Raw genomic sequence first — 25326 nt, 5'->3', positions numbered from 1 at the left:
CTTCAAGACGCTGAAGGGAGAATTGCTGCATGCCACCAGTTTCGTGACGATGCGGCAATTACGGAAACACATAAAAGACTATATTGAGGGCTTTTATAACAGCCAACGGCTGCACAGTGGCCTGGGCTATCGGACTCCGTTAGAGTTCGAAGAGATTAGCTGATGGAGCGTGTCCATTTTATTGGGGGAACTCCAGTGGCCTGGGCTATCGGACTCCGTTAGAGTTCGAAGAGATTAGCTGATGGAGCGTGTCCATTTTATTGGGGGAACTCCATTCCGGCCTGAGGCTTACACCGGACGTCCATGTCGGGCCGCTGCTTATCTCAGCGTTAGCAAGATGCCAATAGGCACACACTCTGCTAGACTCGTTCCATGAAGCACATTAACTGGAATGCTGAAAAGAACCAGCAGTTGATGAGCGAGCGCGGAGTCTCCTTTGAAGACGTTCTGTTCGCCCTCCAATCTGGTGGTTTACTTGATGATGGACCTCACCCCAACAAGGACAAGTATCCAAACCAGCGCCTGTTTGTGGTTCGGATTGATGATTACGCCTGGTTGGTACCGTACATTGAGAGTGACAAGGAATTCTTTCTCAAGACGATTATCCCCAGCCGCAAGGCCACCAAGAAATTTCTAGGGGGCAGTATGGCCAACACCAAATTAAATCCTGAAGAACAAGAGTTGCTTGAGGCTTATGAGTCTGGAGAGTTTGAGTCAGATCTGGACCCTGATCGCCGGGAATATGTTACCAAGGCAGCGGAAGAAACAGTCAAGAAAGACAAACGGATTAATATCCGTATCTCTAGCCGGGATTTGGAGGCACTTGAGCGCCTGGCTCTGGAGGAGGGGCTTCCGTACCAGTCTCTGGTCTCCAGCGTCCTGCACAAATATGTCTCCGGGGGCCTGACGGACATCTCTGCTAACAAATCAGGCCAGCGGACGCGCTAAAGCGCGCCGCTGCCTTCTGCGTATGCACCGTTTATCAGCATGGCACGGTTCTAGATCTCCCTAACCCCCCTCCCGCGTCACTCGCCAGACGGTATTGGAAAGGTCGTCGGCAATAATCACGGCGCCGTCCGGGGCAACGGTTACGCCGACCGGTCGACCGCGCGTCTTGCTGTCGCTTGTGAGAAAGCCCGTTACGAAGTCGATGGGGTCGCCGTCAGGTTGGCCGTTGCTGAAAGGCACGAAGACCACCTTGTAGCCAACGGGGTCCGAGCGGTTCCAACTGCCGTGCTCGCCGATGAATACCCCTTCCGCGAATTTATCGCCCACGGCGGGCGTGGAAAAGTCGAGGCCGAGCGGCGCCCGGTGTGAGCCGAGGCTGTAATCGGGCGAAATTGCCGATTCCACCTTTTCGGGTTTCTGCGGGCGCACTCGCGAATCGACGTTCTGCCCCCAGTAACTATAGGGCCAGCCATAGAAGCCGCCTTCCTGCACGGAAGTGAGGTAGTCGGGCACCAGGTTGGGCCCGAATTCGTCGCGTTCGTTCACTACCGCCCATAGCTGATCCGTATCCGGCTGAATGGTCAGCGCCGTGGGGTTACGCAGGCCGGTGGCATAAGGCTTGTGCGCGCCGGTCTCGGCATCGATCTGCCATATTTCGGCCCGGTCGACTTCCGCCGCCATGCCGCGCTCGGTGATGTTGCTGTTGGAGCCGATGCCGACGTAGAGAAATTGTCCGTCCGCGCTGGCGGTGAGCGCCTTGGTCCAGTGGTGATTGATCTCGGATGGTAGCAGCGTCACTACCTCGGGCGGGCCGCTGGCCTGGGTCTGGCCTTCCTCGTAATCGAATCGCACCAGCGCATCCTGGTTGGCCACGAAAAGATCATTATCGACCAGGGCAAGCCCGTAGGGCGCGTTGAGGTTTTCGGCGAAAACCGTCTGGTCCTCATAGGTGCCGTCATCGTTGCCGTCGCGCAGCAGCGTCAATCGGTCACCACTCTCGACCGAGGTGGTCCCTTGGGACATGATGACACCGGCAATGAAATCCTTCGGTCTCGGTTTGGGGGCGTCGCCACCGCCTTTACCTTCTGCCACCAGGATATCGCCGTTGGGCAGCACCAGTGTCTGGCGCGGTACCTTGAGATCGGTGGCGATGGCCGTGATCGAATAGCCATCGGGCACCGTGGGTTTCTGGTCGCCCCATGGCGCCGGCTTGGGGATCGTCATGCTGGGCAACAGCCCGCGCTGCGGCTCGGGCAGTGTCGGGTTGGCGCCGTAGGGTCGTTCCACTTCGGCAGCGCTGGCTGTCCCGGCAATCAGGAATATCGAAATCAGGGATGTCGAAAGCGGAGCGGCGTAGCGAATGCTGGAAAATTTCATGCTTTACCTCCAGCGCTGAGACGGGAGAAACCGAGCCAGGTCGCCACGCAAGCCAGCACGGTAACGATGATCGAAAGCACGAAACCCGTAGGCATCACGCCCCAGGCATCCCGGGTATGAACCAGCGCATTGATGAAGCCGAGTATCCAGGTGGCCAACAGAAGAACGAAGTAAACGAGGGAAAGCCGACGACGGCCATCGGCCCGAAACAGGCCAATCAATGCACATAGCAGCGCGAGGCCGTTGAACACGAGACCGCCGACAATCAGCCAGGACGCGAAGTGGGTCCACTGTATGTAATAAGTCGATGAGTAGGCATAGTCGCTCAACGCGGCGCCAAGAAAGAGCGGCAGGGTTCCGGCAAGCAATACCCCATGAAGCGGATGCAACCCGCTTCGATAGGATCGTTCGGCAGTGGCGATCACGGCAAGCTCCTTTTGCTGATCAGGCGAAGATACGCCGCCCAGGGCGACCCGCGTTTTTCCTGTAGGTGATATCCAGTCCATTCGGCTGGAGTGTAGTTGACTCTTTGCGTCTTCAACAGTTTAAAGAAGGCGAGGGCATCTTCATCGAAGAGCCACACAGCGCCGACTGATACCACAAGACCAGCCAAGCCTTCGCTGTGTTCCTGCCGGTGAAGTCCGTGGACGTGGTCGGCGATGGCCGCCACTACGAATGGGTCATTGCGCTGCGCGCCGTGGAAACCATCGACTTCATGACCGCCCGTTGGGCGCACCTGCCTTATGAGCTTTTGGAGAAGGTCTCCAACCGCATCATCAACGGGATTGGCGGCGTATCCGCCGAACCCGGCAGTGTGACCAGATAGTGGCTGAACTCCGTGCGTCGCCAAGGTCGCTGCGGGGTGACTGCGCCTTGGCGAATCAGATCCCGGGCTACCGATAAGCGTGCAAGACATAGTCCCAGCCCTTGAGCGCAGGCGGCGAGCGCCAGGCCGCTGTCGGAGACTGTCAGGCGTCTTAACTCCTCGGGAGCATGCAAGCCAGCTTCACGCCACCACGGGCCCCACTGGCTCCAAGGTTCGCTTATGACGGTGCTGCTGTCTTCGATGAAGCAGGCGCTTTGCCAGTTGCTATTCATCGACCCTCTTGGTCCTCCATTTGCCGGGCCCAGCACGGTAATGGCGTCATCCATCAGATGGTCGGCCTGTAGGCCAGGATAATGGCCAGCGCCGAAGCGGATGGCGATATCGGCCTCGTCTTCGTGAAGGTTGGCGAGCCGGTTGTCCCCCTCCAGTGTCAGTTTCAGCCCTGGATGTCGGTGCAGCAGCTCGCCTATCCGTGGCAGTAAGGTGTGCTGCAGAAAGGCGTGGGGTGCCGACACTCGCAGCGAGCCCTCCATGCTGGGCTGGCCGATCTCGCTGGTCGCCTGCTCGATGAGAATGAAGGCTTCGGCGATGCGGTCCCGATAGCGGGCGCCGGCCTCGGTCAAGGCGACGCCTCGCGGCTTCCGTTCGAACAGTCGTACGCCGATGCCTTCCTCGAGGGCCTTGATGCGGTGACTGACAGCAGCGGCCGTGACGTGTAATTCATTGGCGGCGGCGCTGAAGCTGCTCAAGCGTGCCGCCGCCTCGAAGGCGCGCAGAGTAGCCAATGGGAGTCGCGAAGGCATGGCTTACTCCAGTTAAGCCTGAGGCTGAGAATCGATATGTTGTTATTACACTTGCTAAGGCCAGAATGCGAGTCATGGCTCACCGATCAGGAGAATGCTCATGACTGGCACCCTCTATCGACTTTCCGCTTTCACCCGTGACCCCCGGGGCGGCAATCCTGCCGGCGTCTGGGTGGGTGAGGCGCTACCCGACGCCGCTACCATGCAGCGTATTGCTGCAGAGGTTGGCTATTCCGAGACGGCTTTCATCGCGCCGCTTCACGGCAAAAGTCGTACCGTGCGTTACTACAGTCCTCGGGCCGAGGTGAGCTTCTGTGGTCATGCCACCGTGGCCAGCGGTGTGGTATTAGGACGCCTGAGCGGGGAGGGCACCTATGAGTTGAATACCGCCGTGGGCAAGGTGCCTGTGACGGTTCGTCAGGTGGACGGTGGCTGGCAGGCGTCATTGACGTCGGTGGCGCCAGACTACCAATCAGCCATGCCGGCCCTGGTCGAGGAAGCACTGGCGATTCTCGGCTGGCATTTCACGGAGCTGAATGCGGAGCTGCCGCCGGCCAAGGCTTATGGCGGGGCCTGGCATCTGGTGCTGGCGGTGGCATCGAAGACGAGGCTCGAACGACTGGATTATGACTTCGAAGCGCTCAAAGCGCTGATGCTGCGGGAGAACCTGACTACACTGCAGCTCGTCTGGCGCGAATCGGAGTCGCGGTTCCATGCGCGTAATCCTTTCCCGGTAGGTGGCGTGGTGGAAGATCCGGCCACCGGCGCGGCAGCGGCGGCGTTGGGCGGTTATTTACGTGAGGCGGGACTGATCAAGGTACCTGCAAAGCTAACGATCCACCAAGGTGTGACGATGGGGCGACCAAGTCTGCTAGAAGTCGAGATACCGAGCCGAGGCGGTATCGTAGTTACTGGCACAGTGGTGGACATACCGGAGAAGGCTTGGAATCAGAAGCCATGAACAGAGAATCAAGCATTATCTACGTGATACCGATAAGGCCATCGAGGTACGCTTGGGAGGGGCGGTGACGCCTCCTGTAGGCTCAACATTTGGGCTGCTGTTGGGTAATGCAGTGGACATTGCCTCCTCCCAGTAGAATCTCGCGAGCCTGCACGCCAATGACATGCCTGTCCGGGAAGAGAGCTTCGAGGATGGTCTTGGCTTCATTGTCATGAGCAGGATCGAGCAGCGGCATGACGACGACCGAGTTGCCAATATAGAAATTGACATAGGAGCCGGCCATGCGATCGCCGGGCTGACGGGGCTTTGAGCCGCTCAGACGATCGACGCCGCTGGCTTCCGTGTCGGCGATGGTCAGTGGCCCCGGCTGGGGCAATAAATGAACCTTTAGGCGGCGTCCCTGGGCGTCCGTGACATTTTCCAGGATTTCCCGCGCTTCACGGGAAATAACATGCTGCGGGTCGTTCTCGTCGTCGGTCCAGGTCAGTGCCACTTCTCCCGGGGCGACGAAGCAGCACAGGTTGTCGACGTGGCCATCGGTCTCATCCTGATGACAGCCCCGGGGTAGCCAGATGATCGTGCTCACGCCGAGAAAGCCTCTCAGCACGCGTTCCATGTCCGCCTTGTTCCATTCCGGATTGCGATTGGGGTTGAGCAGGCACTCCTCAGTGGTGATCAGGGTGCCTTCGCCATCCACATGGATCGCTCCACCCTCGAGTACCAACGGCAAGATGAAGCGCTCGATTCCCAACATCTCGGCGATCTTCATGCGAATGCGCCGATCCTTGTCCCAGGGGAAATAGAGCCCCCCGTTGAGACCGCCCCAGGCATTGAATTCCCAGTCCACCATCGCCAGTCGCCCGTCCGCATGGGTCAGGAAGGTGGGCCCGACATCGCGCATCCAAGCATCGTTGCTCGAGAGTTCGATCACGCGGATATGAGCGGGCAAGTGATGGCGGGCATTCTCGTACTGGTCGTCGTTGACGCCGACAAATACCGTCTCGCTTTCGGCGATGGCGCTGGCCACCGCGACGAAGGCCTCTTGGGCCGGCTTGGCACCGTAACGCCAGTTGTCGGGGCGTTGGGGCCACAGCATCCAGCAGGCATCGTGGGGCGCAAACTCGGCGGGCATGGAAAAGCCGAGTTCTACGGGAGTCGAGGCGTGATTTAAAGTGTTGTTGTCAGTCATGGCGATCGCGAAAAGGTCGGATTGAGCTTCAGCTTTACACACTGCCGGCGAAGGCGCCATGGTACGTTTTATTCAACGTTTCAGGCTAACCGATAAGACTCGGGAAGTATCAATGCCTTGAAAAAACGTAAGACAATGACCACAAATAATGGTTATCGAGTCAGCAGTAGCTCAGCGTTAAGTCCAACGGCCTGCTAGGCTGAAGCAGATGCGATCAATGACACAGGAGGTGACAATGAAGCTGACCATACAGGGCATCAACGACCGCCAACCCATTCCCGAAAGGTTCGCGTTTGGCGTGCCGGGCGATGGTGAACCCATGGCCACCGGGCCGAACCGCAACCCTGCTCTCACCTGGGAAGGTGCTCCGGAAAATACGAAGAGCTATGCCATCCTGGTGGTGGACCCGGACGTGCCCGAGGATGCCAGCGACGCCAATCAGTCCGGGAAGATGCTGCCGGCGGATCTCAAGCGGCGTAACTTCTATCACTGGGTATTGGTGGATATTCCAGTGAACACCAGTGCTATCGAGGAGGGCGCGGATTCAGACGGCGTCACGCCCCATGGCAAGGAGCCCGGCCCCAGCGAACTCGGCCTGCGCGGCATCAATTCCTTCACCGATTTCCTGGCCGGTGACCCGGACATGGAAGGCACCTACGGCGGCTACGATGGTCCCTGCCCGCCCTGGAACGACGAGCGCATGCACCATTATCATTTCACGGTCTATGCGCTCGACGTGGAATCCCTGGGGCTGAACGGTGAATTCACCGGTATCGAAGCCGAGAAGGCGCTGCAGGATCATGTGCTGGACAAGGCCACGGTGACCGGCACTTATACGCTGAATCCCGCGTTACGCTAAAATTGGCTCGCGTTGAAGAAAGACCCTCGCTATTTCATAAGCGAGGGTCTTTTGCAGCGTTGTAAAATATTGGTTGCGTGATCGTCACGAGCGCAATAGATCGAATTACGTCCAATCCAGAACGACCTTTCCCGACTTCCCTGTTCCCATCACCTCGAAGCCTTTCTCGAAGTCGTCGATACTGAAGCGGTGGGTGATGATCGGGCTCAGATCGAGCCCGGACTGAATGAGACTCGCCATCTTGTACCAGGTCTCGAACATCTCCCGGCCGTAGATGCCCTTGATGGTCAGGCCCTTGAAGATCACCTTGGTCCAGTCGATGGCCATTTCCTTGGGCGGAATGCCGAGCATGGCGATCTTGCCGCCGTGGTTGATGACATCGAGCATTTCATCCACTGCCGCCGGCACGCCGGACATTTCCAGCACCACGTCAAAGCCTTCATGCATGTGCAGGTCGGCCATCACGTCCTGGAGCCTCTCCCTGGAGACGTTGACGGTGCGCGTCGCGCCCATCTTGGCCGCCAGTTCCAGGCGGTAGTCGTTGATGTCGGTGATCACCACATGGCGGGCGCCGATATGGCGTATCACCGCGGCGGCCATGATGCCGATGGGACCGGCACCAGTGATCAGCACGTCCTCGCCCACCACATCAAAGGCCAGGGCGGTGTGCACCGCGTTGCCGAAGGGATCGAAGATCGCCGCCATCTCATCGGAAATCTCGTCCGGCAACTTGAACAGATTGTAGGCGGGCAGCGTCATGTATTCGGCGAAGGCGCCGGGGCGATTGACGCCCACGCCGACGCTGTTGCGGCACAGATGACGTCGTCCGGCGCGACAGTTACGGCAGTGGCCACAGGTGACGTGGCCCTCGCCGGAGACCCGGTCGCCCACCTCGAACCCCCGGACTTCTTCGCCGAGGGCGACGATCTCGCCGGAATATTCGTGGCCGGTGATCATCGGCACCGGCACGGTGTTCTGGGACCACTCATCCCACTGATAGATGTGCATGTCGGTGCCGCAGATAGCGGTGCGATGAATCTTGATCAGCACATCGTTGTGGCCGATTTCCGGCACCGGCGCATCGGTCATCCAGATGCCGGGTTCCGGCTTGAGTTTCGATAACGCTTTCATGAAATCACCTTGAGTTCGCGACCGATGCGGGTGAAGGCATCGATGGCGGTGTCGATTTGTTCAGACGTGTGAGCCGCGGACATCTGGGTGCGAATGCGCGCCTGCCCCTTGGGCACCACGGGAAAGGAAAAGCCGATCACATAGATGCCTTCCTCGAGCAGCCGATCGGCGAATTCGCTGGCCAGGCGTGCATCCCCCAGCATCACCGGTATGATCGGATGATCGGCACCGGCCAGGGTAAAGCCGGCCTGGCTCATGCCTTCGCGAAAGCGTGCAACGTTGTCCCACAGCTGGCTGCGTAGCTTATCGCCCTGTTCGACCATGTCGAGTACCGCAAGGCTGGCGGCCACGATGGGCGGGGCCAACGCATTGGAAAACAGATAGGGCCGGGAGCGCTGGCGCAGCCATTCGGCGATGGCACCGCGCGCCGCGGTGACGCCCCCGGAGGCGCCGCCGAGGGCCTTGCCCAGGGTGGTGGTGACGATGTCCACGCGATCCATCACCTGGTGATATTCGTGGGTACCGCGACCCTTGTCACCGAGAAAGCCGCTGGCGTGGCAGTCATCGATCATCACCATCGCATCATAGCGCTCGGCAAGATCGCAGATGCCCTTGAGGTTGGCGATCACGCCGTCCATGGAGAACACGCCGTCCGTGGCGATCAGCTTGAAGCGCGCGCCGGCATCACTGGCTTCCTTTAGGCGCGCTTCAAGCTCCGTCATGTCGTTGTTGGCGTAGCGATAGCGCTTGGCCTTGCACAGCCGCACGCCGTCGATGATCGAGGCGTGATTCAAGGCATCGGAGATGATCGCGTCCTCGGCGCCGAACAGAGTCTCGAACAGCCCACCGTTGGCATCGAAACAAGACGAATAGAGGATGGCGTCGTCCATGCCCAGAAACTCCGCCAGGCGTTTTTCCAGATGACGATGCTCTGCGTGAGTACCGCAGATGAAACGCACCGAGGCCATGCCGAAGCCCTGATCGTCGAGGCCGCGTTTGGCCGCGGCGATCAGGTCCGGGTCATCCGCCAGGCCCAGGTAGTTGTTGGCGCAGAAATTGATGACTTCGCCGCTCGCGACCTTGACCTTGGCCCGTTGAGGCGAGAGTAGCTCGCGCTCCTGCTTGTAGAGCCCTTCCTCGCGCAGCTCCTGAAGCTGCCGATCGAGATGTGCCTGAAATGCCTGAGACATGGTGATTGACTCCTTGTCAATGGGCCGAATGAAAAGGCCCGTGTGCGTTGTCACCCGTTTGAGAGTGATGCGACCAGCGTTGCGGCAGCAGGGTATCAGTTCAATGACTTGCGCAGCCGCGACAGGGCGATAATAAAGAATAGACCGCCAATGACCGCCAGGGCCAACAGTTGTGGCCAGACGATAGCGAACCCCGCACCTCTAAAGAGTATCGCCTGAGCGAGTTCGATGAAATGGGTGGTGGGCGCTGTGAGCATGATGTTCTGGATGGCTTCCGGCATGCTTTCCCGCGGCGTCATGCCCCCGGAGAGAATCTGTAGGGGGATCAGCACGAGGATGATCAAGAGCCCCAGTTGCGGCATCGATCGGGCCACGGTGCCGAAGAAGATGCCCATGGAGGTGGTGGCGAACAAGTGCAGCGCGGCTCCCAGCAGGAACAGCCACAGGGAGCCCGCCAAGGGTATGTTCAGCCAGGTTTGCACCACGAAGCGCAGGGCAAAGGCGGAGGCCAGCAGCACTACCAGCCCCATGGACCACACCTTGGCTATCATGATCTCCACCGGGGTTACCGGCATGACCAGAAGGTGTTCGATGGTGCCGTGTTCGCGCTCGCGAATCAGCGCCGCGCCGGTCAGGATGATCGAGAGCATGGTGATCTGATCGATGACCGAGTTGACGGCACCGAACCAGCTGCGATCCAGGTTGGGGTTGTAGTTCATGCGCACCACGGCCTCCACCGGCAGCGCATCCTGTCCGGCATAGCGCTGCAGAAAACTGGAGGTCTCGCTATTGATGATCTGCTGGATATGCCCGGCACCGGTGAACGCCTGGCTGACCTGGGTGGCGTCGACGTTGAGCTGAACAGCGGGGTTGCGCCCGCCCAGCAGGTCCCTCTGGAAATCTGGCGGGATGTTCAAGGTGAAGGTGTACAGCCCTTCGTCCATGCCGGTGTCCATCTGGGCATGGGTAATGGGTTCGGGCGGCAGAAAGTAGGGCAGTTGAAAGGCATCGAGAATGCGATAGGAAAGCGGCGACGGGTCCTCGTTGACCACGCCGATGGTGGCTCTGAAGGGTGCTTCCGGCACTGCGGTGGCGCTGGAATAGACGCTGAAGCTGAAGGCGTAGACGATCAATAGCATCAGGGCAGGGTCGCGGCTCAGGCTGCGTAGCTCCTTGATGCCGAGCTGGAGAATGTTGCTGAGGATGCGCATGTCATTTTTCCTGCTGTCGAAGACCGGCGATGCTGAGTAGCAGCAGCACAGGAATGATGATCAACAAGGGAATGAGATACGGATAGAGATCCGCCATGCCCAGCGCCTTGGCGAACACCCCGCGGCTGATGATCAAGAAGTGGGCGGTCGGATAGATCTTGCCGATGAAAGCAGCACCTCCTTCCATGGCGGACACCGGGTGAATCATGCCGGAGAACTGCACCGCGGGGATCAGGGTAGCGATCATGGTGCCGAAGATGGCGGCGATCTGACTGTTGAGCACCGAGGACATCAGAAGGCCAAGCCCAGTTGCGCAGAATATGTACAAAAGTCCGGCGATGCACAAAGTCAGGAAACTGCCCTTTATCGGTACGTCGAAGACAAACACCGCCAGGGCCACCATGATCAGAAAATTCACCATGCCCAGCACGACATAGGGCAGCTGCTTGCCCAGCAGGAATTCCGTTCGGGTCACCGGAGTGACATAGAAGTTGGTGATCGAGCCCATTTCCTTCTCGCGCACCACTCCAAGGGCGGTAAGCATCGCCGGAATCATCATCAGCAGCATGGGAATCACCGCCGGCACCATGGCGGGCAGGCTCTGCACGTCCGGGTTGTAGCGGTAGCGAAGCGCCACCTCTGCGGAGATCGGGCTGACGCCAACCGGTGCGTGCCGGGCGAGGTTTTTCAGGTAGTCCACGTGAATGCCCTGAACGTAGCCCTTGACCGTATCCGCGCGGCTGGGCATCGAGCCATCGACCCAGAAAGCGACTTCTGGATTGGCGCCTCGCTTGAGATCGCGCCCGAACCCCGGCGGAATGACCACCCCCAGACTGATCTCGCCGGTACGCATGCGCTCATCGAGCTGATTGATATTGGCAAGCGGTGGCTGCTCGATGAAATAGCGCGATCCCGCCAGGTTCAAGGCGTATTCATGGCTGGTGGTGGTCTGGTCGTAGTCAAGCACTGCATAGGGCAGGTCTTCCACGTCCATGCTGATGCCGTACCCCATGATGAACATCAGTATCACGCTTCCTAGCAAGGCAAGGATGCCGCGCACAGGGTCCCGGCGCAGCTCCATGGCCTCCCGACTTGCGTAGCTGTAAAGACGCAGGAAGCTGAAGCGTTTGGGCTCCGACGTTTGAGAGGTCTGCTCCGAAGGCGATTGCGATACAGTGGCAGGTGTATCCAGGAGTGGATCCGCATCAGACGCATCGTCGCTGGCCTGCTCGAGATAGGCGATGAAGGCGGCTTCCAGGGTCGGGGCGTTCTGCTTTTCCTGCAACGCCGTCGGGGTATCGCTGTCCAGCACCTTGCCTGCATGCATCATCGACATGCGATCGCAGCGCAGTGCCTCGTTCATGAAGTGGGTGGAGATGAAGATGGTGACCTGCTCTTCCCGGGACATGTAAATCAGCAGTTCCCAGAAGTTGTCCCTGGCCACCGGATCGACCCCGGAGGTCGGCTCGTCGAGAATCAATATTTCCGGCTTGTGAATCACCGCCACCGCCAGGGACAGGCGTTGACGGACCCCCAGAGGCAAGCTCATGGGAAGGCTGTCGACCACGGATTCGAGCGAAAAGCGTTCGAGCATTTCCTCGATGCGCGGTTCACGTTCCTCTTCGGGAATCCGATAAAGGCGCGCATGCAGTTCAAGGTTCTGACGCACCGTCAGCTCGCCGTACAGGGAGAAAGCCTGGGACATGTAGCCGACTCGCTGACGTATCTCCAGGTCGCTCGGGTCCACCGGCTGGCCGAACAGCCAGGCCTCGCCCTCGCTAAAGGGCAGAAGGCCGGTCAGCATCTTCATGGTGGTGGATTTGCCGCAGCCGTTGGAGCCAAGAAAGCCGAAAATCTCGCCGCGTTCGATACGAAAGCTCACGTGATCCACCGCGGTGAAATCATCAAAGCGCTTGGTCAGCCCAAAGGCCTCGATGGCGATCTCGTCACTGGATTCGCGCGGAGGTATCTCCACCTTGCGATGCTGTGCGCGCTTGGCTTCCGGCAACAGAGCGATGAAGGCGGCCTCGAGATTCTCGCTGTCGGTGCGCTCGAGTAGTTCCGTTGGCGTGCCGACCGAGAGAATGCGGCCCGCGTCCATGGCCACCAGCCAGTCGAAACGCGCCGCCTCATCCATGTAGGCGGTAGCCACCAGCACACTCATCTGCGGCCGCTGGCGTCGAATGCGCGCGATCAGATCCCAGAACTGATTGCGCGCCAAGGGATCGACCCCGGTGGTAGGCTCGTCGAGGATCAGAAGATCCGGATCGTGGATCAAGGCACAGCACAGCCCGAGCTTTTGCTTCATGCCGCCGGAAAGCTTGCCCGCCGGGCGCTCGGTGAATTTTTCAAGCCCGGTGCTGCGGGTCAGGTCCGCGATGCGACGATCCCGCTCCTCCTTGCCCTGGCCGAACAGCCGGCCGAAAAACTCGAGGTTTTCTCGCACGCTCAGGGTGGGATAGAGATTCTTGCCCAGGCCCTGGGGCATGTAGGCAATCAGCGGGCAGTAGACGCGGCGATGCTCCGCATCCGCCATGTCGCCGCCGAGCACCCAAACGCTGCCCTGCTGAAGGCGACGAGCGCCGGACACCAGCGCCATCAGACTCGACTTGCCGACCCCGTCCGGGCCGATCAATCCCACCATCTGACCCCTGGGGATATCGAGACTCAGATCATCCAGCGCCTTGACCTTGCCTTTTCGAACGCTGCCGTACGACAGGGTGACGTGCTTTAGGCTGGCGACACTTTCCTGAACTGCCATTATGGCCTCACGTTGATCTTGAGTTCTTCAGGCCACTGCGCGTCATCATCAAGTTTTACATAGGCCACTCCGGGTAAACCGGTCTTGACCTGCTCCACGTATTTCATCAAAAGCTCCGGGTCGAGCCGCGCCTTGACCCGGAACATCAGTTTTTCCCGTTCGTTCTCGGTTTCCACGGCCTTGGGGGTGAACTGGGCGACGCTCGCCACAAAACTGATGCGCGCCGGAACCACATAATCCGGGATCGCATCGAGCACGATATGCGCCGAATCATGGATACCGACCCGGCCCACGTCACGAGTAGGCAAGAAGAAGGTCATGTAGACATCGGTCAGATCCACCAGGTTGAGGATCTTGGCGCCGGCGCCCAACACCTCACCCGGTTGGGCAATGCGATATTGCACCCGGGCCACGCGATCCGCTTTCAGCTCACTATCGTCGATATCCGCCTGGACACGGGAAACGGCGGCTTTAGCGGCTTCGATGGCGGACTGCGCCTCGACCACCTGGGAGCGGGCGGATTCGATGCCCGCCTCCGCGGACAGCACCTGGGAGCGGGCGGCCGCCAAGGCGGCCTCGGCGCTCTGGCGGGCCGCCAGATCATCGTCGAGCTGCTGACGCGAAAGCGCATTACGTTCTACCAGGGTGGCGGAGCGCTGATAGCGCTTCTGGGCGGCATCAAGCTCTGCCTGACGCTGATTGACCACGGATTTGGCGGTCTCGTGTTCGCTTTTACGCTGAGCCACCACGCTGCGGGCCGTGTTCAGCGCGTTTTCCGCCTGGCGCGCCTGAGCCCTGGCCTGGGCCAGTTCGGCTTCCAGGGTGTCGGTGTTCATGCGCGCGATCACCTGACCCGGCTCGACGAAATCCCCCTCGTCCACCAGCACGTCCATCAAGCGACCGCTGAGCTTGGTGGCCACATCGATCTCCGTGGCCTCGATGCGACCATTGCCGCTGGCGAAGCCTTCGGGCAGCCCCTCGGGCTTGTACAGCTGCCAGGCCAGCAGTGCCAGGACCAGGACGATGCCGGCAATGATCGATAGCTTGATGAGGGATTTCCTGTTCGCATGCTTCATGGCATTGTTCCTGTCGCTCAAAAGGGCTCAGTAGCGGGGCGATAAAATTAGCTGGCAAACGTTACTGGCAGTCTAGTACTTGTGTCCTGAACATCGCTTGATATCGATCAGCTTTCAACATGATCGGCAATATTGGCGAGCCCCCAGTCAAGTAGTTGCTCACTGAGTTCATCCGCCGCCCGGCCAAAAGCATCGACGACGGATTCAATGCGCGTACCCTCGCTCTTGATGCGCACCGTGAAATACCGATTGGCCAGCAAACGGCGGCTGGCACCTTCGATCAGCTGGGCGTCGAGGCGAATGACGACCCAAGGGGTGTCTGCCTGATACTCGCTGTGAAAGGCATCCAGTTCGCTGAGCAGCATGAAGTCGCTCCTGACCGGGGCACTGCCGGCAAATACGCCGGTCAGACGGCCACTCTGGCGAAATGCCTCGATCAGGCGATCGCGCAGCAGAACAGGCACATCCGTACTCCAGCGCGCTCCCTTGTAGACACTCAATTCGTTCGATGACGGCATGACCAGAATGCGACGGTTCTTCAGGATCGCATTGGCCCGCGGCGTTGCAACCTGCAGCGTGGCATCCAGCGGTGCATTACTTGAGGGCGCCTGCGCGCCGACCGGCAGGATGAAGGTTCGCGCCGGCTCCGCTCCGGGAAGCAGGGTGCAGGCCGCCAGGGAGCTCGCCAGGATCATCAGGACAAGAAATTTCCAGGCAGCGGCCCGCCGATGGGTGCTCTTGCTGCTCGCGCTCATGGTGAAAACTCCGGCAGGGTGTCGCCCTTGAACAGATACTGGGAGGGGTTTTCCTCGAAGCGCCGGGTGATGCGGTTCAGGTTGGCCAGCACGCTGTTCAGCTCGTTGATGGCCGGCCCGAAATCGCTCAATCCCTGGTCGAGAGAGGCTTCGTTGTTTGCAAGCAAGGCTTCGAGACGGGCGCTCGTGCGGGCCAGGGTCGTCATCCCGCGCTGGGCGTCGTCGAACGCCACGCTTGCCTGATTTTCCAGCAGCGCGTTGACCTTCTGGCCGGCCTGGTTGAAGTGCGTCGCCGCCTGAGCAAGCTCACCGCGCTGTGCCGCCAGCGAAGCGGTGATTAGCGCCACATCCGACAGGATACGCTCGACCCGCCCGACGTTATCCGCCGACAGCAGCCGATTGGCGTTGTTCAGCAGTTGATCGAGGCTGCCGACCAGGGTTTCACCATCCGCCAGGAATGAGCGAAGGGGTGAGGGTTCGGCGATGATCACCGCTGGCTGATCGGGATCACTGGCAAGATCCGGACTTTGTGGCGTGCCGCCACTGAGTTGAACGCTCATGCTGCCGGTGATGTTGGCCAGCGTCAGGCTGGCCCGGGTGTCTTCCTTGATCGGGATGTCGCTGTAGACGCGCACCAGCGCCCGCACCTGGCCGGGGTCGTCCGGGCTCAACATCAGATCCAGCACGTTGCCTACCCGGATGCCGTTGTATTGCACCGCATTGCCCACGGCCAGTCCGCTGACGGCCTGATTGAAGCGTATCTCGTAGTAGCTATAGTCGCGTTCGACGCTCGACTTGCCCAGCCAGAGGGCGAACAGCAATATGCCGCCAAGAGCAATGAGGGTGAACAGGCCTATCAGCACATGATGGGCACGAGGTTCCATATCAGCTCACCTCCGAGGAATCAGGATGTTGCCGCGCCAAGCGCGCACGAGGACCATGGAAGTAGTCGCGGACCCAGGGGTCGTCCACTTTTTCGACCACTTCCAGACGATCCGCCGCCAGCACCTTTCGTCGGGATAGCACGGCGACCCGATCGCAGGTGCTGTACAGGGTATCCAGATCATGAGTAACTAGAAACACGCTCAGATCCAGGGCGTCTCGCAAGGTCAACAGCAGCTGGTCGAAGGCCGCCGCGCCGATGGGATCGAGCCCCGCGGTGGGTTCGTCGAGAAACAGCACCTCCGGGTCCAGGGCCAATGCCCGGGCCAGGGCAGCCCGCTTGATCATCCCCCCGGAGAGTTCCGCCGGGTATTGCAGGGCGGCATTTGCCGGCAGGCCCACCAGGGACAGCTTGACCCGGGCCAGGAACTCCGCCTCGGCGCGTGCAAGCCCCAGGTGCTCGATCACCGGAAAGGCCACGTTCTCCTGCAGATTCAAGGAAGAGAACAGCGCGCCGCGCTGAAACAGTACGCCGAAGCGCCGTTCCAGCAGGGAGCGGCGCCCGGTCGTCAGCCCCTGCAGATCCTCACCGAACACTTCGATGCTGCCGGCACTCGGGCGCAGCAATCCGACGATACTGCGCAGCAATACCGACTTGCCGCTGCCGGAGCCCCCTACCACACCAAGGATCTCTCCGCGATAGACGTCCAGATCGAGATGTTCATGCACGACATGCTCACCGAAGCGATTCCCCAGGTCGCGTATCCTGATCAGAACGTGGTCGCCGCTCATCGGCTTGTCTTTATCGAGGCTCACCATCCCATCTCCATGAAGAACAGCGCGGCGATGGCGTCCAGCAGAATCACCATGAAGATCGACTGCACCACGCTAGAGGTGGTGTGTTCCCCCACGGACTGGGCGCTGCCGCTGACCTTGAAGCCTTCCAGACAGCCGATGGCCGCGATGAAAAAGGCAAATAACGGCGCCTTGGACAGGCCGACGATGAAGTGGTGAGGTGCCACGTTCTGCAGGATGGTGAAGAACTGCAGCGCCGTAATGTCCAGGACCAGCAGACACACCAGTGCCCCGCCAAGGATGCCGCTCAACATGCCCACGAACGTCAGGATCGGCAGTGTCACCAGTATGGCAAGCACTCGAGGCAGCACCAGAAGCTCGACAGGGTTTAGCCCGAAGGCGCGAATGGCATCGATCTCCTCGTTGGCCTTCATCGAGCCGATCTGGGCGGTAAAGGCGCTGGTGGTGCGTCCGGCAAGCAGAATGGTCGCCAGCAACACGCCGAATTCCCGCAGGAAGGAAAAGGCGACAAGATTGACCGTATAGATCGTTGCGCCGAAGCTCTGCAGCACCGTGGCGCCGAGAAAGGCCACTACCGCCCCGACCAGGAAGGTCAGCAGGGCGACGATGCCAATGGCGTTGAGACCAGTCTGATGGATCTGTGCGACCAGCGCAGTCATGCGCCAGCGCCTGGGGCGCAACAGAGTCGTCACCAGCGTGCTCAGGATCAGACCGATGAAGCCGAGCAGCAGGCGTTGCTGTCGCCAGAAACCTTTGACTCGCTCACCGGTTTGCGCCAGAAAGACCAGCGGTTGCGACATTCTGCAGACTTCCGGCGTCAATGGCGTTGCCATGGCGCGGACCATGGTGTCCAGCAGCGCCCGACGGGCGGGTGGTATATCCGACGACCCCTGCAGGATCGCCGTCATGCGCTGGACGCCGAGCAGGTCGATCAGCAGCGCAGCCCCGGCGGTATCCAGGGTCTCGATTGCGCTTAAATCGACGCTTCTATTGAGGCCGTTGCCGTTCTCGGTCTGCGTCTTGAAAGCGTCGATCTGTTCCTTTAGATCGGGGTAGTAGGCAAGCGTCCAGTCGCCGATGATATGCAAACTGTCGGGCTGATCGTCGAGTCGACCGGCTCGGCTCGTGCCGAGGTTCATTTGGCTTTCGACGATCTACGCGGCGATTGGCTCTTCGGGCGGCTTGACGACCGGCTCGAAGGCTGTTCGAAAATCTCGTTTAGATGACGCCACAGCTTTCCGGTCTCGCCCTCGCCGTCGCACCAGGCCGGCTCGATCTTGGGAATGGTGTCGAGTATGCGCTGCCGGGCCTCCGCCTCCGGTACCAGATTCGGTAGCTGTTGCAGGCTTTCCTCGGGATAGGCGAAGACCAGCAGGTTCTGCTGGCGGGTGATCTCGCGAATCGTCGCGATATCCGGAAGATGCGTCGACGCCTTGCGATAGCCCTGAACGACGGTCTCCAAGGCTGACTTGGACAACTTGCCCTCCGCCTTGGCGAACAGCAGCAGCACCCGCAGAGCGGCTTCCAGCTCGCCGCCTTCCGATAGTGCATCTTTGAGCTGCTCGATGCGTTCGCGCTCCTCGCTTTCGTTGCGGCGTTTTTCCGTGGGCGAACTGGTTGCACCGCTAAGCAGGCTCAGGTAACCGTAGATCGCATGAAATTTGGTCTCATTGCTGGCATCACGGATATCTCGCCAGGTATCCAGCGTATTGACGATATTGCGTGACGCCAAGTCCTGCCAGGCCAGCAGCGGGTTTTGCGGATCGATGGAATGGCGAGTTTCTCGCACCTGCTCCGCGGCGCCAGGCAGCCACCAGAGAAATGGGTTCTGGCTACCCCAGAGACTGCGATTGAGACGAAACGGATGTGTCTTTCGCAGCGCCTCCGCCATGGGCTCATTGATTGCTCGGCTGAGCCAGGGACGTACCATCCAGCCGTAAAGGTTACTGGTAATTTCGGAGACGCGATCGACTTCGATGAATTCCCGGTCCTCGTCGTGACCGTCCGAGTCGAGGGCTCGGATATCCGCAATGCCGCGGGATTCGAAATGCACTTGATACTCACAGGCATCGCCGTTGGGAACCTCGTCGATGATCAGCTCGTAGAGCCCCGGCGGCAGCGCCTTGATCTCGTCGATGGCATTGATCATCTGGCGGTGCTCGCGACGCGCCACCTTGCCGGAAACGAAGATGCCCAGGTGTCCCGTACTGGCATGCTTGAGATAGACGATGGTGCGCCCGGCGCTCTGCAGCGCGAAGTCATCCGGGTAGAGATCGACGATCCAGTCCAGCGCCTGCTGGGGCGGCGTGATGTTGTCGCCGTAGGAACAGAACACCACCACCGGTGTCTTGATGGCGCGTAGATCGAGCAGATTACCACTGCCGCTCGTGGCACCGGCCAACCGGTTGCCGATGAACAGATCATCGACGATGGCTTCGATTTCCTCCGCATTGAACAGGTTGGGGCTACCCCACCAGCGCTCGAAGTCAAGAAAGCGCGGCGCTTCGGTATCGATATTCGCATAAAGCTGGTAGCCCTTGGACCACAGGGTATGGGAGGGATTGAGATTCTCGAAATTGCTGACCAGCCAGGCACCGTCGAAGCGTCCGTTACCGAGGTCGCTGGCGAGTCGGGTGGCCCAGGCGCCGCCCATCAGGCCACCGGCATAACGCATCGGATTGCTGCCATTTTCGCCGGCCCAGTAGGCCAGCGGTGCGCCGTTGACGATGACCAGCCCCGGCAGCTCCGGACGGGCGGCGGCAAGCCCCATCAGCGCCCAACCCGCCTGACAGTTACCGATGATCACCGGCTTACTGGCTTTCGGGTGCCGCGCGGTAATGAGTTCGATAAAGCGTATTTGAGCCATTGCCACATCGGTCATGGTCTGGCCAGGTTCCGGAGAGTAACCGAAAGCGATGAAATAAGTGGGATGGCCGGCGCGCAGGCTCTCACCGATTTCCGAATCCTGCTTGAAGCCGCCGATACCGGCGCCGTGGCCGCCGCGAGGATCGATGACGATCACCGGCGCCAGCATCTCGTCGATGGGCTGGTCCTTGCCGGGCAGAATGCGCAGCAGGGAATAGTTGACCGGAACCTCGAGATCGGCGCCGTCCAGCAACACCTCGTAATCGAACTTGAGCAGCGGCGGTGAGCCGGCCTGCTCGTGGGCCCGGGTGTTGTCGGCGCGCTTTCGCAGGGTGTTCCAGAACAACACGCTGCGCTCGCCTGCATCCACCAGATAGCTGAGCCAGTCGCCGGGGCCGGGCATCTTCAGCCTGCCCTCGAGCGCGGGTTCGATCATGTCCTGCTGGCGCCTTTGCAGATTGGTCAGCAGGTTCTGGCCTTGCTGGCGCTGAAGTTCGGCGATATTGCCGACCAACTGCCTGGCAGCGCTTTTTGCTGCGTGCGTTGTTTCTTGCGGGTTTATCTGGGTGGTTGCTGACGTATCCTGGTGACGATCCATGAAAGCTCCCCATGAAAGCGCTTGCGATGAGCGTTGGCAAACGCCCCGAGTTATTGATTAGCAGTCTAACCCGGGCGTTCTCAACACTGCTTGATGCGGATCATCTTGCAGGTGAATGCTTCAACTCATTACCGTCAGCATCTTCGAACTTCAGACCCCAACTGGTCAGGGCGGCGAACAGCATGATCAGCGCCAGGAACCAGCCCTGAAAGACGAAGGGGAAGACTTCGGTGGGCGCCACCGCTGGCAGCCAGTCGTAGGTGCCTTGCATCGACTTGATCGTCGACCAGCCCAGCAGCACCGGTGCGCCCCAGGGGAAGATATACCCCAGCGCGGAGGTTACCGCGTCGAGCATGTTGGCACGCCGATAGCGATGGATGTGATAGCGCGTGCCGAGTTCGCGAACGAAGGGGGCGGCGGCGATCTCGGCGGCGGTATTGATGGTGATGGCGCTATTGAGCAGGGCGACGATGCCCCAGATCGAGGTTTCGGCACGCTTCACGGAATCCTTGATCCAGGACATCAATTTCTCGGTGATCATCTCCATGGTGCCGCCGAGCTTCATGAGATAGGCCCCGGCAACGATGAGCAGGATCAGTATCGACATGGTGACGTAGCCCTGGACCCCATTGACTAGTGCCCCGGTAATCACGGTGTCGGAATCTGCATCGAAGGCGATGATCTCGGATAGGGAACCGGTACCGATGATGGCAATGGTGGGTATTGAGGTCAGAATGCCCCAGGTGAGCGAGGTAATCAGATGCTGACCGGACAGTGCCAGGATCAGTACCAGTGCGAAGGGCGCCAGCATCACCAGACCCAGCGGTTCGGTGGACTCCATCATGGCGTTAAGCGCGGCGGGGTCGGCGGCGCTGGTATCGCCACCGCCGCCAAACAGCACATAAAGAATTGCTGCCGGAATGGCGGCCATGATCGAGTACTTGAAACGACTGCGCACCACCCCGGGCACGTCTGCATCCTGGGTGGTGGCGGAGACGATAGTGGTGTCCGATACCGGTGCCAGATTATCGCCGAAGATGGCGCCGGAAAGAATTGCCGCAAAAAGCATTATCGGGTCGCTGCCCACGGCGACGCCGGCAGGGTACATCAGCGTACAGAAGGCCACGGTCGTACCGTAGCCGGTACCTACGGCGGTAGAGAAGATGGCAGCCAGGATGAAGGTCAGAGCGACGAACCAGCCCCCGGTCATGTCGGAAATCGCCCCCAGCCACACCAGGCCTTCCACCAGACCGCCGACCTGGAGCACCTGAGCGAACATGCCGGCATAGAACCAAGCCACGATGGCGACGACACCCACGGGTTGGGTCAGGCCTTCGAACAGCCCCTTGGCGTAGTCTTCCCATTTGCTGGTGCAGAAGAAGAGTCCCAGGGTGATGCCGAACAGGGCCCCCATCACCAAGCCGATCTCAGAGGAAAGCCCTAGGACGCTGGTACTGATTGCCCAGATCACGAAGAACAGTAGTGGTACCGCTGCCCCCCAGGCTCCCAGACGAAATGACAGTGATGAAACCGCTCCTTCTTCAGCGGTTTGTTGCGACTGATCTGTCGACGTGTTGCTCATAGGTCATCCCTTGCCACAGTGTTTTGTTTGAATTGCTTTCTCAGCGTAGCAATGAAGACAAGGAATGTCGGTACTCTGTTTGCCCTCCCAGGGGTTTTACCATCCCCAGAACATCAGCCACCAGGCCATCAGCACCACGCCGATCGCCAATGCCATTCCGCCCAGGGCGAGCAGGCGACGCATGCCACCGGCATAGCGGGCGAGGATCTTCCAGCTCAGCCATAAGCACCAGGCGCTACAGGAAATCAGCAGCGCCGCCCGGGCATCGTTGGCCCAGAGCATACGCAGACCGTCACCGCGCAGTAGTGTCACCGTGGTGGTGGAGAGTCCGAGGAATACCCCCAGCCCGCCCAGCGGTATCAAGGCATAGGCCAGATGCCACAGACGTTGCCAGGACCAGGTGCCCAGAGCGCGATTGGCCAGGGCCAGACATCCACTCAGCAGAGTGCCCATGACCATGCTGGTCGCCAGGATGTAGGCGATCAATAGGCCGCCGTCGAGCAGATTGAAGACATCGTTCTGCGCCGGATAGTTGGTCAATAACCACCAGGGGGCAGTGGTTTCCAGCGGCCATAGCCAGTCATGATTGACCAGCCAGACCGCGCTCAGCTGTTTGAGCTGGACGAACCAGGGGCTGGCCGTCCAATGAAAGGCGCCGATGGCGATACCCAGCAGTCCGAAATTCAGGAGCAGAAACTCCCAGGCACTGGCGGGGCGATCGCGACTTGGCGTGATCAGCTCGCTGCCGGGTTTACGCGCCTCGAGGCGCATGGCGTCCTTGTAGCCGCTGCAGCGCGAGCACATATGGCAGTCGCTGGCACTGTCGAGCTGCTTGAGGGGAATCAGTGGTGCACAATCCGGAGCAGAGTGGCGCACTGCCTCACCCTGGCGGACCTGGCGATTGTAATCCTCCCAGGCGCTTTTATCAGCGTGGTAGTGTACCGGTGCAAGTTTGGCGAGCAGCGCAAAGACGCCATTCACCGGGCACAGGTGCCGACACCACACCCGCTTGCCCTTGCCGTAAACGAGTCCAACCGCTACCGCGGCCACGGTGGAGCCTCCCAGCACCACCAGCGCCCCAGTGGGATATTGATAGACGCTGGCCATCTGGCCATACAGCGTGGTGCCGAGAAAGGCCACGAAAGGCCAGCCCTTCCAGCGCATCCAGGGAGGAATAGGACGGCCCAGGCCGATCCGGCTGGCGGCTTCCGACAGCGATCCTTCCGGGCAGAATACGCCACACCAGAGCCGCCCGAACAGCACCATGCTGACCAGCACGAATGGCCACCAGATGCCCCAGAACACGAAGGCGGCGAAGACCGTCAGATTGGAGAGAATATGTGCGCGATGATCCGGCAGGGGAAGCCAGGCCGGCACCAGCAGCAAGAAGGCATACAGTCCCACCACGCCCCATTGGATGGCCTGAATCGCCTTTCGATGACGCTGCATGGCGTGGCCCAGGGCAGCCAATCTAGGGTTGCGCGGGGCTGAAGTCTGGCCTGAGATTTGGCAGGCGCTCATCAGTGCTGCTCCGCGGCAATCGCCTGTGTCGGCCGAGGCGAGGACTGGTTGCGTCGACGCTGCCAGCGTAAAAGCCCGAGTATCGCGATCCAGTAGACCGCGTAGCCGGCGACCACGGTGAACGGTGGCCAGGCACGATATCCAGCGAAGGAGGCGAATATGCCGCCGATTCCGCTGCCATCATCCAACCAGGCACTGGTATCCCATAGTGGATCCGGACCGGTGGGCAACAGTCCCAGGCCAATGAGACGCTCGAGGCCGGAGACGAGCAGCGAGGCGGCGAGAAACAGCAGCATGGTCTCGGTAATGCGGAAAAAAAGCTTCCAGGAAAACACCCGAGTACCCAGTTGCAGTATCCAGAAAGTGATCAGCGCCAGTACGAAACCGACCGCAGCAGACAACACAAAACCACCGATGCCACCGCTTTGTAATTGAGCCATGCCCATGCCGTAGAGAAATACCATGGTCTCGGAGCCTTCTCGGGCCACGGCGATGGCGACCAGCAGCGCGATACCCCAATAACGGGATTGGGTCACGGAATCCTGCAAGCCGCGCTGCATGTCCGCTTTCAGGGTGCGACCATGAGCGCGCATCCATAGCACCATTTGCACGATCAAGACGCAGGCGATCAAGACCATGGCGGCCTGAAACATGTCCTGGGCCGGACCCTGCAGAAAGCTGCCGGCGCTCATCAGACCCACGCCCATGAGACCCGCCAGTACCAGACCGCCGAATACACCCAGCCAGAGATAGCGCAATCCGATGCGGGCCTCGGACTGTTTCAGCCAGGCGTAGGCGATGCCTACGACCAGAATCGCCTCGACGCTCTCGCGCCAGACGATGAAAAGTACCTGTTCGTTCACGATGGGACTCCTGAATCATTCGGCGATGACGAGGCCTTGTGCATCGGGCAGATGAAACTCGTCAAAGAAGTCGTATTTCCCGGGCTTGAGCGGGTGGATCACCACGAAGGAGTCGACCCCAGGGCCCATGACCTTCTCCTTTCTCAGGGAGCGGCTTTCGAACTCCACCGGGGTATTGCCGGTATTATGCAGGTTGATCTTGAAACGCTCGCCGGCCTTGACGTGAAGCTCCTGAGGTTTGAGCTCGCCGTTGTGCAAGTCAAGATCGTAAGCCGGCAGGCCGGCGGCCTGAACCTGGGCTTGAATAAGAACAGTCGCCAGGGCCAGCAGGAACAAACCATGTAGTGCTGTCTTCATAAAAGGACTCCGGGAATGGATCGAATCAATAACCGCCTTTCTTGCCGGTACCGGCGTAGACGAAGTCATAGTTGACCTGGAAGGTGTCGTACCAGGGCGTCACGCCGGTTTCCTTGTCGATATGGCGCTTCAACTGGGGCGAGGTGATGGTGTAGGTCAGGTGGTACTTGCCGGGCCCGTCGAGCTTGACGTTGGCACCGTAGTGGGTGCCGTCGTTGGCCATCATCGGCATGAAGCTACCCTCGATGGCTTCTTCGCTGCCCTGTTTGATGAGGGTGTAGTCGATGTCGAGATAGGGGATCCAGGCTCCCGGCGCGAAGCCGTTGGGATTGTCTTCCAAGGCGTGAATGTCCGCTTCCAAATGTACGTCGGCCTTCTCGGCGGGCAAGTCGCCCGCGGGCTCCATGGTCACCGGCTGCAGGTAGACCGCGGCGATCTCCATGCCATGCTCCAGTTTCGGCTTGCCAATGGGGTATTCGAGGGCCTGGGCCTGGGTGGCAACAAGGGACAGCGATAGGGAAAGCGGCAGGGCGGCAAGAATCAAGGGTTTCATGAAGGCTCCAAGCTAATGTTAGCGGGATAAGATCCTGCCTGACAATGATAGCTATTCTCAACCTCATTTGCGTTACTGCGACGACATGTCACTACGAGGGGAGCTGGTTGCTGATTACGTAAGCGTTTCGACTCTCGCTGATAGTGTGTGATGATTAACTGCAATCATTTGCATATGCCTTGCATAGGGTGATGGGATTCTG

23 protein-coding genes and 1 pseudogene are annotated in these 25326 nt (G+C 60.1%); 5 read left to right on the top strand and 19 right to left on the bottom strand.

What is annotated here, in order from left to right; translation table 11 throughout:
• Positions 1–10: 10 nt before the first annotated feature.
• The gene (locus tag ACPF7Z_RS01335) at positions 11–163 is read left to right on the top strand and encodes an IS3 family transposase (RefSeq protein ID WP_425191357.1); all 153 of its coding nucleotides are present in this window, start codon (positions 11–13) and stop codon (positions 161–163) included.
• Positions 164–372: 209 nt separating this feature from the next.
• Positions 373–948 carry a hypothetical protein gene (locus ACPF7Z_RS01330; protein WP_425191350.1) on the top strand — a complete coding sequence of 192 codons (576 nt, stop codon included), beginning with the start codon at positions 373–375 and terminating at the stop codon, positions 946–948.
• Between the two features lie 60 nt (positions 949–1008).
• Here the strand turns inward: ACPF7Z_RS01330 and ACPF7Z_RS01325 are convergent, their stop codons facing one another.
• Together ACPF7Z_RS01325 and ACPF7Z_RS01320 are read right to left on the bottom strand one after the other, a co-directional pair.
• A complete protein-coding gene (locus ACPF7Z_RS01325) occupies positions 1009–2325 on the bottom strand; it encodes a PQQ-dependent sugar dehydrogenase (RefSeq protein WP_425191349.1) in 1317 nt (438 codons plus the stop codon).
• Positions 2322–2750 carry a DUF2231 domain-containing protein gene (locus tag ACPF7Z_RS01320; RefSeq protein WP_425191348.1) on the bottom strand — a complete coding sequence of 143 codons (429 nt, stop codon included), beginning with the start codon at positions 2748–2750 and terminating at the stop codon, positions 2322–2324. The genes ACPF7Z_RS01325 and ACPF7Z_RS01320 overlap by 4 nt, the downstream gene beginning before the upstream one ends.
• Before the next feature lie 134 nt (positions 2751–2884).
• Between ACPF7Z_RS01320 and ACPF7Z_RS01315 the strand changes: the two are divergent.
• Positions 2885–3151 (top strand): annotated as a pseudogene (locus ACPF7Z_RS01315) (hypothetical protein); the annotation flags it as partial.
• Here ACPF7Z_RS01315 and ACPF7Z_RS01310 read toward each other — a convergent pair.
• The gene (locus ACPF7Z_RS01310; RefSeq protein ID WP_425191347.1) at positions 3067–3954 is read right to left on the bottom strand and encodes a LysR substrate-binding domain-containing protein; all 888 of its coding nucleotides are present in this window, start codon (positions 3952–3954) and stop codon (positions 3067–3069) included. The pseudogene ACPF7Z_RS01315 and the gene ACPF7Z_RS01310 overlap by 85 nt on opposite strands.
• Positions 3955–4054: 100 nt before the next feature.
• On the opposite strand from ACPF7Z_RS01310, the gene ACPF7Z_RS01305 reads away from it, so the two are divergent.
• A complete protein-coding gene (locus ACPF7Z_RS01305; RefSeq protein ID WP_425191346.1) occupies positions 4055–4915 on the top strand; it encodes a PhzF family phenazine biosynthesis protein in 861 nt (286 codons plus the stop codon).
• Between the two features lie 82 nt (positions 4916–4997).
• On the opposite strand, the gene aguA is transcribed toward ACPF7Z_RS01305, so the two are convergent.
• Positions 4998–6104, bottom strand: coding sequence for an agmatine deiminase (gene aguA / locus ACPF7Z_RS01300; RefSeq protein WP_425191345.1), 1107 nt, complete (start codon positions 6102–6104; stop codon positions 4998–5000).
• Between the two features lie 235 nt (positions 6105–6339).
• On the opposite strand from aguA, the gene ACPF7Z_RS01295 reads away from it, so the two are divergent.
• Complete coding sequence (locus ACPF7Z_RS01295; RefSeq protein ID WP_425191344.1) at positions 6340–6963, top strand: YbhB/YbcL family Raf kinase inhibitor-like protein; 624 nt, start codon at positions 6340–6342, stop codon at positions 6961–6963.
• A gap of 105 nt (positions 6964–7068) precedes the next feature.
• Here ACPF7Z_RS01295 and tdh read toward each other — a convergent pair whose 3' ends face one another.
• The 15 genes from tdh to ACPF7Z_RS01220 all read right to left on the bottom strand — a co-directional run bounded on the left by tdh (position 7069) and on the right by ACPF7Z_RS01220 (position 25124).
• Complete coding sequence (gene tdh, locus ACPF7Z_RS01290; protein ID WP_425191343.1) at positions 7069–8094, bottom strand: L-threonine 3-dehydrogenase; 1026 nt, start codon at positions 8092–8094, stop codon at positions 7069–7071.
• Positions 8091–9284 carry a glycine C-acetyltransferase gene (locus ACPF7Z_RS01285; RefSeq protein WP_425191342.1) on the bottom strand — a complete coding sequence of 398 codons (1194 nt, stop codon included), beginning with the start codon at positions 9282–9284 and terminating at the stop codon, positions 8091–8093. The genes tdh and ACPF7Z_RS01285 overlap by 4 nt, the downstream gene beginning before the upstream one ends.
• Before the next feature lie 95 nt (positions 9285–9379).
• Positions 9380–10495, bottom strand: coding sequence for an ABC transporter permease (locus ACPF7Z_RS01280; RefSeq protein WP_425191341.1), 1116 nt, complete (start codon positions 10493–10495; stop codon positions 9380–9382).
• Position 10496: 1 nt separating this feature from the next.
• Positions 10497–13256, bottom strand: coding sequence for a ribosome-associated ATPase/putative transporter RbbA (gene rbbA, locus ACPF7Z_RS01275; RefSeq protein WP_425191340.1), 2760 nt, complete (start codon positions 13254–13256; stop codon positions 10497–10499).
• Positions 13256–14332 (bottom strand): HlyD family secretion protein, encoded by a 1077-nt coding sequence (locus ACPF7Z_RS01270; RefSeq protein ID WP_425191339.1) that lies wholly within the window; start codon positions 14330–14332, stop codon positions 13256–13258. The genes rbbA and ACPF7Z_RS01270 overlap by 1 nt, the downstream gene beginning before the upstream one ends.
• Before the next feature lie 107 nt (positions 14333–14439).
• Positions 14440–15087: an ABC-type transport auxiliary lipoprotein family protein gene (locus ACPF7Z_RS01265; RefSeq protein ID WP_425191338.1), complete on the bottom strand. Its 648-nt coding sequence runs from the start codon at positions 15085–15087 to the stop codon at positions 14440–14442.
• A complete protein-coding gene (locus tag ACPF7Z_RS01260) occupies positions 15084–15971 on the bottom strand; it encodes an MlaD family protein (protein ID WP_425191337.1) in 888 nt (295 codons plus the stop codon). The genes ACPF7Z_RS01265 and ACPF7Z_RS01260 overlap by 4 nt, the downstream gene beginning before the upstream one ends.
• 1 nt (position 15972) lies before the next feature.
• A complete protein-coding gene (locus tag ACPF7Z_RS01255) occupies positions 15973–16788 on the bottom strand; it encodes an ABC transporter ATP-binding protein (RefSeq protein WP_425191336.1) in 816 nt (271 codons plus the stop codon).
• Positions 16782–17924 carry an MlaE family lipid ABC transporter permease subunit gene (locus ACPF7Z_RS01250; RefSeq protein ID WP_425191335.1) on the bottom strand — a complete coding sequence of 381 codons (1143 nt, stop codon included), beginning with the start codon at positions 17922–17924 and terminating at the stop codon, positions 16782–16784. The genes ACPF7Z_RS01255 and ACPF7Z_RS01250 overlap by 7 nt, the downstream gene beginning before the upstream one ends.
• A complete protein-coding gene (locus tag ACPF7Z_RS01245; protein WP_425191334.1) occupies positions 17921–20248 on the bottom strand; it encodes a DUF3141 domain-containing protein in 2328 nt (775 codons plus the stop codon). Before ACPF7Z_RS01245 ends, ACPF7Z_RS01250 begins: the two co-directional genes overlap by 4 nt.
• 100 nt (positions 20249–20348) lie before the next feature.
• Positions 20349–21830, bottom strand: a complete 1482-nt coding sequence (locus tag ACPF7Z_RS01240) for a Na+/H+ antiporter NhaC family protein (protein ID WP_425191333.1) — start codon at positions 21828–21830, stop codon at positions 20349–20351.
• Positions 21831–21926: 96 nt separating this feature from the next.
• Complete coding sequence (locus ACPF7Z_RS01235) at positions 21927–23351, bottom strand: 4Fe-4S binding protein (RefSeq protein ID WP_425191332.1); 1425 nt, start codon at positions 23349–23351, stop codon at positions 21927–21929.
• A complete protein-coding gene (locus ACPF7Z_RS01230) occupies positions 23351–24214 on the bottom strand; it encodes an FTR1 family iron permease (protein ID WP_425191331.1) in 864 nt (287 codons plus the stop codon). The genes ACPF7Z_RS01235 and ACPF7Z_RS01230 overlap by 1 nt, the downstream gene beginning before the upstream one ends.
• 15 nt (positions 24215–24229) lie before the next feature.
• On the bottom strand, positions 24230–24571 hold the full coding sequence (locus tag ACPF7Z_RS01225) for a cupredoxin domain-containing protein (RefSeq protein WP_425191330.1): 342 nt from the start codon (positions 24569–24571) through the stop codon (positions 24230–24232).
• A gap of 25 nt (positions 24572–24596) precedes the next feature.
• Positions 24597–25124 carry an iron transporter gene (locus ACPF7Z_RS01220; RefSeq protein WP_425191329.1) on the bottom strand — a complete coding sequence of 176 codons (528 nt, stop codon included), beginning with the start codon at positions 25122–25124 and terminating at the stop codon, positions 24597–24599.
• Positions 25125–25326 lie beyond the last annotated feature (202 nt).

Source organism: Halomonas sp. GXIMD04776 (genome assembly GCF_049808615.1).
Taxonomy (GTDB): domain Bacteria; phylum Pseudomonadota; class Gammaproteobacteria; order Pseudomonadales; family Halomonadaceae; genus Modicisalibacter.
Note: the sequence above shows the minus strand (reverse complement) of the source record. Positions and strands in the feature narration are given on the sequence as shown.